At 37.5% G+C, this 18,608-nt stretch carries 12 protein-coding genes; 10 read left to right on the top strand and 2 right to left on the bottom strand.

Annotated features, from left to right (window positions below):
- Positions 1-446: 446 nt before the first annotated feature.
- The 8 genes from prfC (at position 447) to prmA (ending at position 13,121) form a co-directional block, all read left to right on the top strand.
- Positions 447-2,093, top strand: coding sequence for a peptide chain release factor 3 (prfC, locus tag ETSB_RS05820; RefSeq protein WP_044106867.1), 1,647 nt, complete (start codon positions 447-449; stop codon positions 2,091-2,093).
- A 190-nt stretch (positions 2,094-2,283) separates the two neighbouring features.
- Complete coding sequence (locus ETSB_RS05815; protein WP_269763998.1) at positions 2,284-2,601, top strand: HU family DNA-binding protein; 318 nt, start codon at positions 2,284-2,286, stop codon at positions 2,599-2,601.
- A 1,620-nt stretch (positions 2,602-4,221) separates the two neighbouring features.
- Positions 4,222-6,684, top strand: coding sequence for an HD family phosphohydrolase (locus tag ETSB_RS05810; RefSeq protein WP_044106865.1), 2,463 nt, complete (start codon positions 4,222-4,224; stop codon positions 6,682-6,684).
- Positions 6,685-6,936: 252 nt separating this feature from the next.
- Positions 6,937-8,064, top strand: a complete 1,128-nt coding sequence (dnaJ, locus tag ETSB_RS05800) for a molecular chaperone DnaJ (RefSeq protein WP_044106863.1) — start codon at positions 6,937-6,939, stop codon at positions 8,062-8,064.
- Between the two features lie 139 nt (positions 8,065-8,203).
- The gene (locus tag ETSB_RS05795) at positions 8,204-8,443 is read left to right on the top strand and encodes a sulfurtransferase TusA family protein (protein WP_044107651.1); all 240 of its coding nucleotides are present in this window, start codon (positions 8,204-8,206) and stop codon (positions 8,441-8,443) included.
- Positions 8,444-8,473: 30 nt separating this feature from the next.
- Positions 8,474-9,601 (top strand): small ribosomal subunit biogenesis GTPase RsgA, encoded by a 1,128-nt coding sequence (gene rsgA / locus ETSB_RS05790; RefSeq protein WP_044106862.1) that lies wholly within the window; start codon positions 8,474-8,476, stop codon positions 9,599-9,601.
- Positions 9,602-10,548: 947 nt separating this feature from the next.
- On the top strand, positions 10,549-12,126 hold the full coding sequence (gene serA / locus ETSB_RS05785) for a phosphoglycerate dehydrogenase (protein ID WP_044106861.1): 1,578 nt from the start codon (positions 10,549-10,551) through the stop codon (positions 12,124-12,126).
- Positions 12,127-12,230: 104 nt separating this feature from the next.
- Positions 12,231-13,121, top strand: coding sequence for a 50S ribosomal protein L11 methyltransferase (gene prmA / locus ETSB_RS05780; protein ID WP_044106860.1), 891 nt, complete (start codon positions 12,231-12,233; stop codon positions 13,119-13,121).
- Between the two features lie 858 nt (positions 13,122-13,979).
- Here the strand turns inward: prmA and ETSB_RS10515 are convergent.
- Entirely contained in the window at positions 13,980-14,102 is a 123-nt protein-coding gene (locus ETSB_RS10515; RefSeq protein ID WP_269763987.1) for a hypothetical protein, read from the bottom strand.
- A 1,179-nt stretch (positions 14,103-15,281) separates the two neighbouring features.
- On the opposite strand from ETSB_RS10515, the gene rpmF reads away from it, so the two are divergent.
- Complete coding sequence (gene rpmF / locus ETSB_RS05775) at positions 15,282-15,449, top strand: 50S ribosomal protein L32 (RefSeq protein WP_044106859.1); 168 nt, start codon at positions 15,282-15,284, stop codon at positions 15,447-15,449.
- 612 nt (positions 15,450-16,061) lie between these two features.
- On the opposite strand, the gene ETSB_RS05770 is transcribed toward rpmF, so the two are convergent.
- Positions 16,062-17,351, bottom strand: coding sequence for a D-alanyl-D-alanine carboxypeptidase (locus ETSB_RS05770; RefSeq protein ID WP_044106857.1), 1,290 nt, complete (start codon positions 17,349-17,351; stop codon positions 16,062-16,064).
- A gap of 165 nt (positions 17,352-17,516) precedes the next feature.
- On the opposite strand from ETSB_RS05770, the gene plsX reads away from it, so the two are divergent.
- Positions 17,517-18,569: a phosphate acyltransferase PlsX gene (plsX, locus tag ETSB_RS05765; protein WP_044106856.1), complete on the top strand. Its 1,053-nt coding sequence runs from the start codon at positions 17,517-17,519 to the stop codon at positions 18,567-18,569.
- Positions 18,570-18,608: the final 39 nt, after the last annotated feature.

Below are 18,608 nucleotides of genomic sequence, written 5' to 3'. Positions count from 1 at the left end.
CCTGAATAAATCTAAATTTGTATTTATTTATTAGTATTTTTTAGTAAAAAGTAAGTTTAACAAATTTAAAAATTTATTATTTTAATAATTTTTAAACTTATTTTATTTAAGTATATACTTATTCTTTTCAAAAAAAATTTGCAAATAAGCTTGTCATCTATAGACATAATATGCTTATTATTTGTGCATAATAATAAATTTTACAGGCATTATTTTAAAGAAAAATATCTCAAGATTTATTCGTAACCAATAAAATTTTTTTAAAAAGTACTAGTAGTAGCAAGCACTATTTGAATTCCTTGAGACCAAATTTCGTCACTAATCTTTTTAAATTAACTTTTTCCCAACTTTAACTAGATTTACATGTTGTATAATGATTATTCGTAAGAATTAATTTCCACTCCCTAAAGATAAAGAATTAACAGATATAAACATATTTTAAAAGAATGTCCAGCGAAATTCAGAAAGAAATTCAGAAAGAAATTCAGAAAGAAATCCAAAAAGCCGTAGAAAAACGACGTAACTTTGCTATTATTTCCCACCCTGATGCAGGCAAAACTACCTTAACCGAAAAACTTCTACTGTACGGAGGAGCAATTCACCAAGCAGGAGCAGTCAAAGCTAGACGAGACCAACGTAAAGCTACTTCTGATTGGATGGAAATGGAAAAACAGAGAGGAATTTCAATTACCTCTACCGTCTTACAATTTGAGTATGGAGACTTTCAGATTAATCTACTAGATACTCCAGGTCATCAAGATTTTAGTGAAGATACCTATCGTACCCTAGCGGCAGCTGATAATGCTGTCATGTTGATTGACGCAGCAAAAGGGTTAGAACCCCAAACCCGTAAACTATTTAAAGTCTGTCGCTTGCGTGGACTTCCTATTTTCACTTTTATCAATAAACTTGATCGCCCCACAAAAGATCCACTGGAATTGCTCGATGAGATTGAACAGGAATTAGGACTGCAAACCTATGCCGTGAACTGGCCGATTGGAACAGGTGATCGCTTCCGAGGGATCTTTGACCGTCGTCAACAAACTATACACCTGTTTCAACGTCGCGCGCACGGTAGCCAACGTGCTCAGGCAACCGCCATTAAGCTTAGTGACCCTAAAATTCAAGAATATCTTGACCAGGAGCTTTATTATCAGCTCAAAGAAGAATTAGAAATTCTCGAAGAATTAGGAACCGATTTCGACTTGGAAACACTCCACTCCGGCCAAATGACTCCTGTATTTTTTGGATCGGCTATGACTAACTTTGGAGTGCAATTATTTCTTGAAACGTTCCTAGAATACGCCCTAAAACCTGAGGGACGGAATTCTTCTATAGGAGTGGTAGAGCCTACTTATCCTGAATTTAGTGGATTCGTATTTAAATTACAAGCTAATTTGGACCCAAAACACCGTGATCGTGTGGCTTTTGTACGAGTCTGTACAGGAAAGTTTCAGAAAGATATGATCGTAAGCCATGCTAGGACGGGAAAAACCGTGCGTCTGTCCCGTCCTCAGAAATTATTTGCACAAGATCGATCTTCCATCGAAGAAGCTTATAGTGGAGATGTTATTGGGTTGAATAATCCAGGAGTGTTTGCTATTGGGGACACAATTTATAATGGCAAAAAAATAGAATATGAAGGAATACCTTGTTTTTCTCCCGAAATATTTGCGTATCTCAAAAATCCCAACCCCTCTAAATTTAAGCAATTTCAAAAAGGTATTCAAGAATTACGAGAAGAAGGGGCCATCCAAATTATGTATTCCACCGATGACTTCAAACGAGATCCGATCTTAGCTGCCGTAGGACAATTGCAGTTTGAAGTTGTCCAGTTTCGGATGCTCAGTGAATATGGGGTAGAAACTCAATTAGAACCTCTTTCGTATAGTGTAGCCCGTTGGGTAAGTGGAGGATGGAAAGCCCTAGAAAAAGCCGGAAGGATTTTTAATATTATTGTTGTCAAAGATAATTGGAGTCGTCCCGTATTACTTTTTAAAAACGAGTGGAATTTACAACAAGTCGAAGAGAATAAGCCAGAATTAGGATTGACTACTATTGCTCCTATAGGAGTAGGTATTCAACCGAGTTAAAGTCTAAACTTTTGATAAAAATCATGATTTATGACAGTCAAGTCCAAACATCTCCCTAGAAAGTTTAATCAGATAAAGAGCTATAAATAAACCATAAACCGAGGCAAGTAGGGAAAGAAAAAAACGTTGTTTTTATCCTTTATATTGTGATCTCAGAGCAATTATTCAGTTATAATCAGCCTCAGTCAGAATTGTCAATAAAGTAACGATGAATAAAGAAGATCTAGTCAACATGATCGCTGCCAAGACTCGCATGACCAAAAAAGATACGAGTCATATTCTGGATGCGCTCACAGAAACCATCATGGAAACGGTCGCTTCAGGAGATAAAGTTGTCTTAGTTGGGTTTGGAACTTTTGAACCAAGAGATCGCAAAGAACGCAAAGGGATGAATCCTCAAACTGGACAATCTATCACCATTCCTGCCACCACCGTTCCTGCTTTCTCTGCGGGGAAAGTGTTTAAAGAACAAGTCGTTAATCCCGAAAAAACGACTGACTTTTACTAAGTATAGAACCAATAGACCCAATGTATCGATCTAAAGTGATGTTCTTGGGTCTTACTTACGTCTAGTTTTATATCCTCACCTGCCGTAAATACGGTGATTTGTAAACCTCACGATTTAGACTTCCACTTATTAATAGCTGTCTCTGCTCTCAATTTAATTTTTTGAAGTTGGGAATATTGCCACTATACCTTATACCCCACACCTCATCTTTATCTACACCTACACTTTAATCCTTTCGTTACCACGTTAGCTATTCAAATCACGCTTTAGGAAGTTCTAAAAAAATTTATATTAATAGTCTAACCTAGGATAAATTTATTATTCAATATACTCAAATAGTGTAATTAATTAAATATTTAGAGTTTATTGATCAATTATCGAAAATGCGTTACTCACTCTTAAATCGTTTTGAAGGGACCTTTATGGAGAGTTTGATTGGGATAAATATTAGCCATCCTTCCCCATGACATCCTTGGCGGCTTTTTCAAAGTCAAGCGATAACAAAGCGGTTGACCCAAAAGGGAAGGATATCATCTGAAGATTGGTCAGCAATTACCGGTAAGCAAACTTTTTTGACCAATAATTAATTGTAAGTCACCTAACACAGGGTAACTCGTATTGGGTAAGTTACCCTTGATGGTCTTTTTCTATGACGCTCCTAGTCTATTAGGGAAGCAATTACATAGCTTAGTTGTCAAATGGCAACTATCTCCAGAGACACTACAAAAAATGAGGTTTTTGTAGAATTAATTGCCCTTATTTCGACATAAAACCTCGAGATTAAGAGTATACTTTCTCAACAACTAACCTATTATCACAATCAAGCTAATTCTCGTTTGAGAGACTCCTTAAAATAAGTAGAGTTTTTTTTGTAACTGAGAACTCCCCTAAGACGTCAATTAATTGACTATTTTCATCAAACAATTCTTCTAGAACAATCAGCTTTACCCTTAACAATTAATTGTTTTACAGTTACACCAAAAGATTTTTAAGTTGAGGTTCTTAAAGCCACTCAAACTTAATCTCAGGTTGTTATCGCCTTACTAAGAACATTAGCCGGAGCATCCAATAGTTATCTCGCTATTCTTCTAATTAACCACATCATTCCTAGCCCATGGGCAATGTGGACCGGGAGCAACTCTCGAAGTAAAGTTTAGCTCAACTTTAACATTAGTGTCATTAACCCGCCTTGGGTCAGGCACAAACACCTATTCTGTGAAATTCATTTCCCAAAAAGAATATTGGCTCTTCTAAAGAAGACTATAATAAACTAGTAGCTAACAACTTCCAAAAATCTTAACCCAATTATATTCTATAAACTCCAAAAACCCAATCTATATAAAAATAAAGTTTTTGTAATCTTGGAAGCCTTGCGAAGTGAGACCTTTATCTTTTGTTTATGTGTAATTTTTTTACAGCTATTCTAGAAGAGTCATAATACCTAAAAGCAAATCCATTTCCAGAGAGAAACAGTAAAGTAGTTAAAGACGTCGGTGATTCAATTGAGATTGTTTTATCATTGCCGAATTTCAAGGTAGATCTACCCTAGTTTAATTTAGTGGCGTATTTCTTAGGGCTCTCTATTACGCTCCTAATATCTTTTCAGCGACCTCACATACGATGAAAAAGCTTCATTTAACCCAAAGCCTAGATAAATGGCGTAAAAACTACCGAAATTTTAGTTTTTCGCTTTTGAGGAATATTGATGCTTCACCTATGCCCCACAAGTCCCAGTCAAAGCATGCTCCTAATTTTTTTCAAAAATTGCATAGCTCATCATCCTTGAGAAAAATTCACCCACCCATGATGTGGGGTTTAGCGATTATATCCTTGACTAGTGTAATTAGTTATCGTTTCTACAATCAACCAAAACTAGCTGTGGGAACTGTTTCTCCAGTAACCATTATTGCTCCTGAGGACGGAACTTTTGAAGATATCAAAACTACTGAGAAAAAACGAAAAGAAGTTCGAACCGGGATCATTCCTGTATTACAACGGGATGTTAAATTAACCAGTCAGCTAGAATTGACTGTGAAAGAAGCGCTAGTCAGTATGCAACAATTACGAAACATAAGTAATCCTTTTCCTGTAGCTAGTATTCAACAGCTTCCCTTGCCCACCCAACAAAATTTACGATCTTTTTCTGAACAAGACTGGCAAAAAGTTTTAAATGTGGCTAAGTCCCAGTTAATTCCTAATAATATTGACAACTTCTCTGAGAAAATATCCGAATTATCTCCCGATTTTAAAAAAGTCTTAACTGAGCTTAAAGACTATCGGCAAACCACTACAGGAACAGAATTCCAAACCTTTTTAGAAAAGATGAGCCAAGCTCGTCAACGGTATAGTAAGGCTAAATCAATTTTAGCTGGCGTTAGAAGTCCTTACCTATCACTAGAAATAGCTGTTGGCTTTCTCAATTTAGATGAATCTACTTGGAAAAATACTCAAAAAGCACTACTCAACACCACTGAAAAAATTTTGATTCAAGGCATTCCGGCCGGAATGCCCAATAATCTTTTACAAGATATTCTCAAAATACAATTTGATCCGTCAATATCTTTGTCTAGCAAGATAATGGGGCAAAAACTGCTCATGTCTGTATTTCAAAATCGACATAATTTAACGGTAGATAGGGAAGAAACTAAGAGACAAGCTGAACAAGCGGCTCAAGCCGTAGAACCGGTAATTGTTGAAGTTCAAGAGGGAGATGTCATTGTCAAAGCCAATGAAACGATCAGCCAAGCAGATTTTATCTTACTCGACAGCTTTGGGTTAAGTCGCCGGGGCATCAATTGGTTAGGATTAGGAATTTCTGTGATTCTAGTAGCAGGGGGAGTAACAGTTTTTTGTATGGTGACTCGGAATGTTCATCGTCCAATGCGTCGCCGAGATCATTTTTTACTCTGTTTATTAAGCTTAAGTACCCCCTTTCTGGCAATTTTTAATCTTGGTTATACTAATCTACAGGCTATCGGATTACTAACAAGTAGTTTCTATGGCCCTACCTTAGCAGTTACTCAAGTTTTATTATTAAGTGGTTTATCGACATTTACTGCAGGAACAGTGAATTGGAGTTACGTTTTAGCAGGAACTGCAGGAGGCTTATTGGCAGGGGTGATGGCTGGAAGACTCCGTTCACGAGATGAATTAGCCCGTCTAGGAGGAGGGGTTGGCATTGTTGAAGGAGGCCTTTACTTTCTCATTTACCTAATTATCGCACCGGTGGAGGGGACAATTTGGTCAGCAGTGTTGCCAGGAGCAATTGTTTATGGTCTATCTGGGTTTCTTTGGAGTGTCATGGCTTTAGGAATTTCTCCTTATCTAGAACGTTTGTTTGATTTGGTGACTCCCATTCGGTTAGTAGAATTGGCTAACCCTAATTGCCCTTTGCTCAAACGATTATCGACCGAAACGCCGGGAACATTTCAACATACCCTATTTGTAGCTTGTTTGGCCGAAGCAGCTGCTAGAGAACTACATTGTAATGTCGAGTTGGTGAGGACGGGAACGCTGTATCACGATATTGGGAAAATGCACGACCCTTTGGGATTCATTGAAAATCAAATGGGTGCGCCTAATAAACACGATGAAATTAATGATCCTTGGCAAAGTGTGGAAATCATAAAAAAGCACGTTGCCGAAGGGTTAGTCATGGCTCGTAAGTACGGTTTGCCACGAGTGATTCGTGACTTTATTCCTGAACACCAAGGAAAGTTGTTAATTTCCTATTTTTATTATCAGGCTAAACAACAGGCAGAAAAAGACGGAGAAAAAATAATTTGTGAAGAAGAGTTTCGCTATGAGGGTCCCATTCCTCAGTCACGAGAAACAGGGATTGTAATGTTGGCGGATGGCTGTGAAGCGGCTTTACGATCTTTGAAAGAAACTACCCCAGAAACTGCTTTGTCCATGATCCATAAAATTTTTAAAGCTCGATGGCGAGATAATCAATTGAAGGATTCAGGAATTAAATATGAGGAGCTACCTATCATTGCTGAAGTGTTTGTTAAAGTTTGGCAGCAATTCCATCATCAAAGAATTGTGTATCCTAAAGCAGCTTTAGAACCTCAGGGAAAGTGACCTGATAAGAGTTTTTAGCTTTATTCTATATATTTTTGGTGTTATGACAAATCAATTGTTAAAAATTTTTCCTAACAAAACATTAAACTGATGTGTGTAAGGAGTCAAAAAACAAAACTCTGAATCTTCAGCCTGCAGACCCTTAAAACCTGAAGACCCAAACCTGGTGATGTTTTCTTGACGATAGTTTGCTAAAGTAAAAATCAAGCCTATCTCTAAACTTAATAGCCCAATAATTACGATCAATGCCCTATGTCAGGTGACTACTACGAAATCCTTGGTGTCTCCCGTAATGCCAAGAAAGAAGAAATTAAACGTGCCTATCGCCGTCTAGCACGCCAATACCATCCCGACATCAATAAAGAATCGGCGGCAGAAGAACGTTTCAAAGAGATTAACCGCGCTTACGAAGTCCTATCAGAACCAGAGACTCGTGCCAGATATGATCAATTCGGGGAAGCCGGAGTCAGTGGTGCCGGAGCCGCCGGGTTTGACCATGGTGATATAGGGGGCTTCGCTGATATTTTTGAAACTATTTTTAGTGGTTTTGGTGGAGTAGGAACCGGAACAACCCGTCGTGGCGGTGGTGGTTCTAGCAGAGGAGATGATCTCCGACTTGATTTAAAACTCGGTTTTAGTGAGGCAATATTTGGAGGCGAAAAAGAAATTCACATTCCCCATCTAGAAACCTGTCAAGTTTGTAATGGTAGCGGAGCTAAACCAGGAACTGTACCTCGAAGCTGTCCCACCTGTGACGGGCAAGGCCAGGTCCGAAGGGCAACCCGTACCCCTTTTGGAAGTTTTGCTCAAGTCTCGGGCTGTCCTACTTGTAACGGGTCCGGAGAAGTTATTGAAGAAAAATGTGAGGCTTGCGGGGGCAGTGGACGCAAACAAGAAACAAAAAAACTCAAAATTACGATCCCTGCTGGTGTTGATAACGGAACCCGTCTACGGGTGGCTAAAGAAGGGGATGCAGGAAAGCGAGGAGGAACCTCAGGCGATCTCTATGTCTACCTGTTCGTAGAAGCCGATAAGGAGTTCACTCGTGAGGGAATGAATATTCACTCAGAAATTACTATCAGTTATCTACAAGCGATTCTAGGTTGTACTCTCAAGATAAATACTGTTGATGGTCTCCAGGACTTAAAAATTCCCGCTGGAGTTCAACCTAACACAGAACTGATGCTTGAAGATCTAGGGGTTCCTAAATTAGGCAACTCTTCCATTAGAGGAGATCATTTGATTACTGTGAAAATCTCAATTCCTACCCGCATTAATACGGAAGAACGAGAACTTCTCGAGCAACTAGCACACATTAAAGGTAAAAGTCATGGTAAGGGTAGTTTAGAAAGCTTCTTAGGTAGCTTATTTCATAAATAGACTCATTAATCTGAGTTCGGTGTTGAAAGTTGGGAATTAGGAGTCATGATTTTTGCAAAATTTAATGGTCTAATATCCAACTCAGCTTATCAGAAAAGCAAAAGGTGATGAATGAATGTCCAACGGGGGTATTCTAAAAATGAATCAAACAACTACCGAGATTCCTTTACTCGATTTGCGAGGAACTCCATGTCCCATTAACTTTGTTCGCACTAAACTAAAATTACAACAGATGTCCCCTGGTTTATTACTAGAAGTATGGCTTGATCCAGGGGAACCTATTGAACAAGTCCCTGATAGTCTGACCATAGAAGGCTATCATATTAAAACCATTGAAGATCGTCAGGACTTTTTTTCCTTGAAAGTATATCGTCTCTAGGGTGAGTCATTATTTATAGTCTATTATTTTGTGAGTAATTCTATTTATCGTCATGTTAATCCTCATTCGACTTTATCTCGACCTTTGGGGACAGTGATTGCCGTGCAAGCAAATTTCTATCAAGTTCGCTTAGATCAGCTATCTGAAGTAGTTAATTATGAATCATCTTTCGACTTATTATGTACCAGACGCACTCGTTTAATGAAAGTTGGACAAAAGGTGATGGTAGGCGATCGTGTGGTCATCGAAGAACCCGACTATCAAGATAGACAGGGAGTGATCGCTCAAGTTCTTCCTCGCAAAACAGAACTTTCCAGGCCACCTGTAGCCAATGCTGATCAAATACTCGTAGTATTTGCTTTAGAAAATCCTCCCCTCGATCCCTGGCAATTAAGTCGGTTTTTAGTGAAAGCCGAATCAACATCTTTATCCTTATGTTTGTGTTTAAACAAGTTAGATTTAATCGTCGAAGAGAACCGGAAAAAATGGCAAAAACGTATTGAACAATGGGGCTATAATCCTTCTTTTGTTAGTCTAATAGATTATCAGGGTTTAGAGGACTTAAACACTCGTCTACAAGGCAAGATAACTATCCTGGCAGGGCCGTCAGGGGTCGGTAAATCTAGTTTAATTAACATTTTAATTCCAGAAGTTTACCAAAGAGTAAGCAAGGTTTCAGGCAAACTCCACAAAGGTCGTCATACTACCCGTCATGTCGAATTGTTCGAACTTCCAGGAGGAGGACTTTTGGCAGATACTCCTGGCTTTAATCAACCTGATATTGACTGTTGTCCACAGGAATTAGTTTTATATTTTCCTGAAACAAAGCGGCAACTTAAGACAGGTAACTGTCAATTTAACGACTGTTTACATCGGGGAGAACCTGATTGTATAATTAATGATGATTGGGAACGATACGAACATTATTTAACTTTTCTAAAAGAAGCTATTGACAGAAAAGAAATTAGAAACAAAATAGGAGAGCAAGAATCGAATTTGAAGTTAAAAATTAAAACTTCGGGACAGAAACATTACGAACCTAAGTTAGAAAGCAAAAAATACCGCATTCCTTCCCGTCGAGACAAACATCAGACCTTACAGGAATTATATAACCAGCAAAGTTTAGCAGAAATTACTCACAGAGACGAAGACTTATAAAAACGTACACGAACACAAAGGATATAAAAAATGTAAATACTGGTTTGATGGCTATTTCTTTATTTGATAATCTACTTTATTTTTTACTATTTATTTTAGTCAATACTTGATGGGTATATAATATAAATATTTTATCTTATTTATTAATTTATAACTTCAAGAAACTAGGCTATCAAAGCTTTCTTATAAAAAGCAAACGAAATTATCCCAATTATACGAGTTGTAAAAACTAGATTAAAAAAGTTTTAAAAACATCATTAATTTTGGTGATAAACTTCTAAAACATTTTATAAATAAATCAATAAATAAATATAAGAGATAAAAAAGTAGAAAATTTAAGAAAGACGTAAAACTTAATTTAAAGACTAAACAAAGATTAAAAAAATTAAGAATTAAGCATTAAGAATTAAAAGCGATAATTTGAAGTCGCCTGAAAGAAGATTAAAAATTTAGTAGTTAAAGTGACTGAAGAGACGTCTAAATGTAATTTTTCGATGCCATGAAATAAATTACTTGATAACCAGCGTAAAATCAACTGGGAGACAAATAAAAACATGGAGCCTCAAAGAAATCACAGTCAACCGTCAACCCTTGAAGGACACAGCATAAGTTGCTAAAGATAGCAAATCAACTATCTGACTTGCACGACATCTCTAATTTTATAAAAAGGGGAACTTTGCGTTGCGTGTGTTATTCGGTGAATTTTGTATTAAAAATTGAGTGAGTAAATCAAGTAATGAGGTATGGTAAATGAGATGAAATAATGAAAATAAGGTTAGGCAAGGAAGTCACCTGAAGGTAACTGCTGAATCCTTACAGAATAAACATCAATTCATGAAACCTTGGACTTAAAAGGTTTTATAGTTTAGGTTCGTGGTAGCAATAAGCTACTGCAATAAGACACTAAACAAACATCACCAATAACTGCGATCTAGATAAGAGTAACCATGGCAAAAGTTCTTGTATCCGATACCATTGACACGGCAGGAATTGATATCTTGTCTCAAGTGGCGCAAGTAGATATCAAAACCGGACTTTCTCCAGAAGAATTGGTCAGAATCATTCCTGAGTATAATGCCTTAATGCTTCGTTCAGGAACCCAAGTCACCCAAGCCATTATTGAAGCAGGAATCCAACTCAAAATCATCGGACGCGCCGGGGTTGGCGTTGATAATATCGATGTTAAGGCAGCTACTCGTCAAGGCATTGTGGTAGTTAACTCCCCAGAAGGGAATACTATCGCAGCCGCTGAACACGCCTTAGCTATGATGTTATCTCTATCTCGACACATTCCCGAAGCGAATCGGTCGGTTAAAGCTAAGAAATGGGATCGAAAAAGGTTTATTGGGGCTGAAGTTTACAAAAAAACCTTAGGGGTTGTGGGGTTAGGGAAAATTGGTTCCCATGTGGCTAATGTCGCTAAATCCATGGGCATGAAATTATTGGCATTTGATCCTTTTATTTCTAAAGAACGCGCCGATCAATTGGGTTGCACTCTGGTAGATCTGGATTTACTTTTTGCTCAATCCGATTATATTACTCTCCATATCCCTAAAACTTCAGAAACTGCTCATTTAATTTCTACAGAAGCCTTAAATAAAATGAAATCCACAGCTCGCTTGATTAATTGTGCTCGCGGGGGAATTATCGATGAGCCTGCCTTGGTTGAGGCGATTGCCAATAAAAAAATTGCTGGAGCCGCCTTAGATGTCTTTGAAGAAGAACCCCTCGGAGAATCTGAACTACGAAAGTTTGATAATGTGCTTTTAACCCCTCATTTGGGAGCTTCCACCGCGGAAGCACAGGTGAATGTGTCCATTGATGTAGCTGAGCAAATTCGAGATGTGTTGTTAGGATTACCTGCCCGTTCAGCCGTTAATATTCCTGGACTGACTCCTGATGTCATGGAAAAATTACGCCCCTACTTACAACTGGCTGAAACCTTAGGAAATTTGGCCGGACAATTGGCAGGAGGACGCATTGAACGGTTAACAGTAAGACTTCAAGGAGAATTAGCAACCAATAAAAGTCAGCCCCTTATCATTGCTTCTATAAAAGGGCTGCTATCTCGAGCTCTACGCGAACGAGTTAATTATGTTAATGCAGCCATCGAAGCAAAAGAACGAGGAATCAGAATCATTGAAACCCGTGATGCAACGATTCGGGATTATTCTGGTTCTCTCCATTTAGCAGCCCAAGGATCAATGGGAGAACATTCCGTAACAGGGGCATTACTCAGTGACGGAGAAATTCGGATTACTGATGTGGATGGTTTCCCAATTAACGTTCCCCCCAGTAACTATATGTTATTCACTGTACACCGCGATCTGCCAGGGATTATCGGTAAAATTGGTTCTCTGCTTGGTAGTTTTAATGTTAATATTGCCAGTATGCAAGTAGGACGAAAAATTGTTCGTGGGGATGCGGTGATGGCTTTGAGTCTTGATGATCCCCTTCCTGATGGGTTACTGACAGAAATTACTAAAGTAGCTGGCATTCGGGATGCTTACACGGTTAAGTTATAGTGTTGACATTCTCCATAGAAGATTTTCGTTTTGGTCGAAAATCCTCTACTAACGCTTAAGATATTGATAATTTACTATTTCTCAGTCACTAACTTAAATCTTTAATGTCAATGATCTGGTGGGAAATTAGCATCCTTTGTCACCCAAATTTAGAAGAGTCTATTTTTTGGAGGTTAGATCAATTTGGCTGTTCGGGCACCGCTAGAAATATTAAGGGAAAATCCTATTTAATTTATGCTTATATTCCTGAATTACAAAAAGTTTCTCCGGATTTAGCCGCCCTATCCCTATATCTACAACAGGATGCTTTGCTTTCAGGATTTCCTCCACCATTAACCAGTTGGAAGTTAATTGATGAAGAAGACTGGGCTAGTAGCTGGAAAAAATATTGGCAACCCACAAAGGTAGGTGATCACTTTCTGATTTATCCGGCTTGGTTAACCCCTCCCCAAGAAAGTGATCGCTTCATTCTACGCCTTGATCCAGGAGCAGTTTTTGGTACAGGAACCCATGCTACTACGCAATTATGTCTAGAATCTTTAGAGATGTGCTTGTCAGACTTAACCGGGGAAACCATTGTTGCTGATATTGGATCTGGATCTGGTATTCTCTCGATTGGGGCGATCTTGCTGGGAGCAGCTAAGCTTTATGCCGTGGATATCGACCCCTTGGCAATAAATGCTATCCGTCATAACCGCTATCTCAATCAAATTCATCCGTCTATTTTAGTTATTAACCAAGGTAGTGTTCAAGAAATTTTAAATTTAGTTCCCGAAGGCGTAGACGGTATTTTATGTAACATTCTAGCCGAAGTTATTATTGAGCTCATTCCTCAACTCACGGCTTTAGCTAAACCTAGGGCTTGGGGCATTCTCAGTGGCATTTTACTTGATAAATCTCAAGTTATTGTTGATATCCTCGAACAGTATGGTTGGGTTGTGACTGCTCTTTGCCAACAACAAGAATGGTGTTGTATTCAAATTCGACGAAATTAGTTGAAATATGGAAAACAATGATAGGCATTAAAGGAAGATAAATAAGATAATTCTTGTCTATCCCATTTATCTTCCTTTCTACTTCTTTTTACTGGCTCTGTGTCTCTAAAATTTACAAATAGAATCTGGTTTTTCCAGACATATTTAACTATTTAAATGACTATTAATAAATAGTCATTTTTCTGTAATTTTCAGCGAAAATAAGGAAAAAATATTATAAATTTCATCATCTACTAGTATGTTAAGTTGGTAGTCATAAATAAACATTACAACAATACTTTGTATCTTTATTACTTAAGCAATTTATATTTTGTCATAGTACTACCCAGTCCGTAATTTTTTAAACTTTTCATATTCCTGAACTCAGAAATAACATTTATACTTTTATTTTGTTTATGGATGAAATTTTTAGGTCATAAGTAAACTTTGATAGTTTTTGCTCTCTCAATTCTATTAGCTGAATTTTAAGACAGACTGACATCTAGTGTTTAGTAAAAAAGTGTATGATATAGTCGGTAGCATACACTTTGCTTTCTTTAATAAAATTGATCACTTGTGTTTAAATTCCTCATTACTATAGCCAACTAATAGCTAATTTGTTAAGTTTCCACTGTTACAATCAATGACTATAATTATGATTATGATATTAGTTCATAACAACCCAATATAACTATAGAAAACATAAGCGATTTGAGCATAAAAATCTTAGATTCAAGAACAATTATTTATATAATTTATACTGGAATATACACAAAAAACAATATATAGATTGAATTTATCTAGAGCTCCTCATTTCCACGTTAGAATCAATTTAACAGTTCTTCCCTTATGGATAGCTTACTGTAGTTTACTTTGTAACTATGTAATTGATTTCTGGGTAGTGTGATATAGATTACAACGATTAGGTCGAACTAATTGGGTCGCCACGATCACACCCCACTGAAAATTTGCTTTAATTTCCCAGGGATAGGCGGATTCCACAATTCCTAAACTTCATTGGGTAATCTTTTCCATATCTTTTTTATAAACGGGAGTATTAGGCTTAATTTCATGAGCAACTTCAATGTACTTATTGAACTGTGATACTCGATTAATGCCAACCAAAACTTTAGTAGCATTTAGAATATAACGATTTTTATAAATCGTTTTGAGGGTGAACTTTGTCCTTAAAAAAAATCATTCTTTTTAGACAGAATTCCATAGAGATTGAACTGTATAAAAATCAACAATCTTAGTAGAAAGAACATCAATTATATCAACCAAAACTATTGTTTATCTCTTCAATTTAGTTTTTGGGGATGGATTAGGATGTAGGACAACAAACATAGGAAGAGGAGGACGTAGTTAAGATGGGCAAAGGAAAGCCGAACGAACTTTTCTTTTGACATATCTTTGAACTGACTCCGAGGATACGGTGAATAGTATAAGGGTGATCAATGCTTCAGGCAATATAGACAAATAGTTAGCTGCTGAATTGTGACTAATAACAATGGAAGTCTCTCTGGAGAGTCTGAAGAGAATGTGAGGACTTCCCATAGAAGACGTTTTGAAAAATAAATATCTAAATTAGTTAAAGCAAGGTAGCTCTTTTCTATTTTAATAAGGCGATTACCCGTTTTTAAAGTACTCAATTTTCGTCAGTTTAAATAAGCTTAAGAATAATCAGTAGTCCTTGGGTTTTAAGTCGCAATTAATTGTTCCAATAGTGAGCGTATCTTCAAAGTTGTTTCAGGATAGCTGTTGATGGAAATTAAATAATCCTTTCCATGATAACCAACTCTATAACTCTAAAAAAACAATTTAACTTGAGTTAATATGGCTAATTTTCTAATTATTGACTGATATTGCCTGTCTTATCATAAGTAAGATCCTATCCTAGTTTAGGGGCGATGTCCGTTAATAAGACTAATTAAGTATTGGGAATCTCCGCATTAATTAACTCGATAGAGAATTTAAGCACTGGCTTCACAAGCTTGTAACGGTAGTTAATGCTGACAATAATTAGTGCTCATGTCCATTGCTCAAGAATTTTTCAAGACCCCTATAACTTCACTCAATATTAAAACTTACATTACTCAATTTTTGTTAACCAGACAAATTTAGACCAGACCGATTAGAATAAGAAGGTTGTCTAAATTTCTCACTCAATAATCACGAACTATGGCAGTTCCAAAAAAGAAAACCTCTAATCTCAAGCGCGATCAACGCAAAGCACATTGGAAAAAACAAGCAGCCAAAGAAGCCCAAAAAGCTTTGTCTTTAGGTAAATCACTCCTTTCAGGACGTTCTACCTTTATCTATCCCCAAGACAAAGAAGACGACGAATAATAATGTGTTAAGGGCACTCGACCGTCTATATTTTTTCTGGAGTTCGAGATCCTAAGAAGGATTCCCCTCTCCTAGTCGTGTGCCTTGTTTTTTTTAGACAAAAAGTTACTTAAGTTAAAGTTAAATCTATTTATTAAAAGAAAGTTTTACAACCTAATTTAGAAGGAGATTGTCGAACCTAAACATAAATACAATTTGAAAAAACTAAACAACTAAAAATAGTTTAATTATTTTTAAATACTAGATAAAAAAAATTTATTAAAAGAGCTGTAGGATAAATATCCTTTAATCAAACAAAAATAGGGATTGAGTTACGACAAAAGATATAATATGCTCAAAAAATATTCCTATTGCTTAGGAAAAAGACATTAAGTATAAAGACGAAATAAGATAGATTTTAACCACTTCAAAATGAGTAATGAGGCTTCTAATAAATTTCTAGAATAGACAAAACCTGTTTGTTCTAGAAATTTATCGAAGGTCAGGTAACAAGTATATGGATTGACAGGTTGTAGATTATTTCTATTTCGACACAAGTAGATCTTCTTAAGTAGCTTAACCCGATTATTTGTTTAATTTTTACTAGATATAAAAGTCATTGAGCCTAAAAATTTAACTTTTGGCTTTTAACTTATTACGTTGAGGATCGCCTAAATAGGGTTGAGTTTGCTGAGTTGATGAAACATTAGTCAGTTGCCAATGATCAGCTAACCGCTGTAATAATTGATCTTGTTCAACTCGAAAGCGATCAATATTGTAGCCATGATTAATGATAGAAAACCAAACTTGACCCCGTTCTTTCGTAGATATCACCCCTGCTAAGGCACTTACTTGAGCCAAGGTTCCCGTTTTAATTGCCACCCCATCTGGAAGATTGCGCCATTTTACCGTTCCAGTGGTGTCTCGTCCAGCCATTGGGAAAATATCTGTAACATTCATGAGATTTCCTGCCAACTTCTTCTGAATACCAATTAACATAGCCACAGATGCTTGAGGAGAAATGCGGTTTTCGAGTCCTAATCCGGATCCATTAATTAATTGAATTTCTTCGAAAGGAACATTAGCCGCTCTGGCAGCTTTCTGAGCTACTATCTTTGCTCCTCCCACCGATTGTGCTAGGCTCTCAGCCATGGCATTATTACTGTAAAGATTCATTTGCTTGAGGAGTTCAGCCAAAGTTAAAGACTGATGAAGGATTAGTAATTGAGAACCTTCTGGGAGATTAGATTGAACTTGAACCTCCCCCATGATTGTTACTTGGGGACGAGGAGTATTAGGAAGGAAGTTTTGATACTTTTGTTCAACAATTCTACGCCAACGAGATTTATCTAAGCCTACTTTGAGCAGTTCCCCTGAGGTTTGTGGATTAAAGCTAAAATTCATCGAAAAATTGTCAACAATAATTAAATTACCTATGACTTTACGAATTTCTAATTTGTTTAAGTAATTACCCAGTGTAATTGCTTCTTCCCAAACAAATAAAGGATCACCGTTTCCTTGAATTACCAAATCTCCTGTTAAGACTCCATTTTTGAGAGAACCTACCGTATAAATTCGAGTTTCAAAACGATGATCTGTTTCCCAAGTTTCCAAGGCAGCAATAGAGGTGGCAATTTTAGTCAGAGACGCGGCAGACAAAGGAAGGTTAGACTGATGTTGTCCTAGATAAGCCCAATCTGATTGAATCCAAACCCCTTGTCTGTCTAGAGAGAAACCTAGGGCTGTGATGTTTTGGAGATAGTCGTCCACAATTTTTTCTACTATAGGATCAGGAGTGGTGGGAACATCAAAAATTTTTGCCTGTTGCCAGGCAGCCACCATGATTGGTTGCAACGATTCTGGGTTAGGCCTCAAAACATTTATCAACAAATTAGCAATAGCTAAACCGAATAGTTCTTGCATTCTGAAATCACCTCACGTCATGCGATAATCTGGATAATGTTAATTTTCTTGATCTTTCTTTTTTTATCATTATTTGTTTAGCCTGTTGTGAAATTGCGAATTCTTTCTGTTCGGATTTTTCAGGGCTTCTGTTAAAATTTTGAAGGTTTCTATCACTTTGATTCAATGGCAGCAACCCCCGTAAGAATTGCAGTAGACGCTATGGGAGGGGATCACGCCCCTGGTGAAATCGTCGCTGGAGCGATCCGAGCTTCCGAAGAGCTGGGTGTGACTGTTTTGTTGGTGGGCGATCACCAACAAATCCAAAACTCCCTAAAACACCATGTCCATGCCCCTAATATCGAAATTGTCGAGGCCGATGGGGCGATCTCTATGGATGAAGGACTTAAGGGACTTAGACGTAAACCTAAGGCATCCATTAACGTAGTTATGGATTTGGTTAAACAAAATCGCGCTGATGCGGTGGTTTCAGCGGGACATTCAGGGGCTGCCATGGCGGCAGCTTCTCTCCGTTTAGGCCGCATCAAAGGCATTGATCGTCCCGCAATTGGGGCTGTCTTTCCCACCCTAATAGCGGGTAAATCCGTGATTATTTTAGATGTAGGGGCTAATGTGGATTGTCGTCCCAAATATTTAGAACAATTTGCCCTTATGGGGACTATTTATAGCCAATATGTAATAGGAGTTGAACAACCCAAGGTTGGTTTACTCAATATCGGCGAGGAATCTAGCAAGGGCAATGATTTAGCTTTAAAGACTTATGAATTATTAGAAAAAAATAAAGAAATCCCCTTTGTCGGTAATGCTGAAGGAAGAGATGTCCTCTCGGGACAGTTTGACGTGATCGTCTGTGATGGTTTTGTTGGGAACGTTCTGCTCAAATTTGCAGAAGCTGTTGGAGAAATTCTCCTACAAATTATGCGCGAGGAATTACCTCAAGGATGGCGTGGAAAAATCGGCGGTCAAATCCTTAAGCCAAACCTGAAGAAGCTGAAACAGCGTATCGATCATGCTGAACAGGGGGGTGCATTATTGTTTGGAGTTGCCGGGATTTGTATTGTTAGTCATGGTAGCTCTCAAGCTCCATCAATTTTTAATGCGATCCGCTTGGCAAAAGAAGCCATTGATAACCGAGTTATTGAGCGTATTCAAGCTGATAAGTCTACTTACCTCGGTAAAATAGTGGATAGCTCAGACATAGTCAACAGTAACCCGTGATACTGACAATAAAAGACTTTTAGGGGAGTCTTCTCCCCG

Source organism: cyanobacterium endosymbiont of Epithemia turgida isolate EtSB Lake Yunoko, from assembly GCF_000829235.1.
Lineage (GTDB): Bacteria > Cyanobacteriota > Cyanobacteriia > Cyanobacteriales > Microcystaceae > Rippkaea.
The sequence above is the reverse complement of the archived record's forward strand: the minus strand, read 5'-3'. Positions and strand labels throughout refer to the sequence as shown.

Bases quoted from the DNA above. Each gene is read 5' to 3' on its own strand.
- ETSB_RS05770 (WP_044106857.1), bottom strand. From the start codon at position 17,351: ATGCAAGAACTATTCGGTTTAGCTATTGCTAATTTGTTGATAAATGTT.
- rpmF (WP_044106859.1), top strand. From the start codon at position 15,282: ATGGCAGTTCCAAAAAAGAAAACCTCTAATCTCAAGCGCGATCAACGC.
- prmA (WP_044106860.1), top strand. From the start codon at position 12,231: ATGTCAATGATCTGGTGGGAAATTAGCATCCTTTGTCACCCAAATTTA.
- serA (WP_044106861.1), top strand. From the start codon at position 10,549: ATGGCAAAAGTTCTTGTATCCGATACCATTGACACGGCAGGAATTGAT.
- ETSB_RS05810 (WP_044106865.1), top strand. From the start codon at position 4,222: ATGAAAAAGCTTCATTTAACCCAAAGCCTAGATAAATGGCGTAAAAAC.
- dnaJ (WP_044106863.1), top strand. From the start codon at position 6,937: ATGTCAGGTGACTACTACGAAATCCTTGGTGTCTCCCGTAATGCCAAG.
- prfC (WP_044106867.1), top strand. From the start codon at position 447: ATGTCCAGCGAAATTCAGAAAGAAATTCAGAAAGAAATTCAGAAAGAA.
- ETSB_RS05795 (WP_044107651.1), top strand. From the start codon at position 8,204: ATGAATCAAACAACTACCGAGATTCCTTTACTCGATTTGCGAGGAACT.
- plsX (WP_044106856.1), top strand. From the start codon at position 17,517: ATGGCAGCAACCCCCGTAAGAATTGCAGTAGACGCTATGGGAGGGGAT.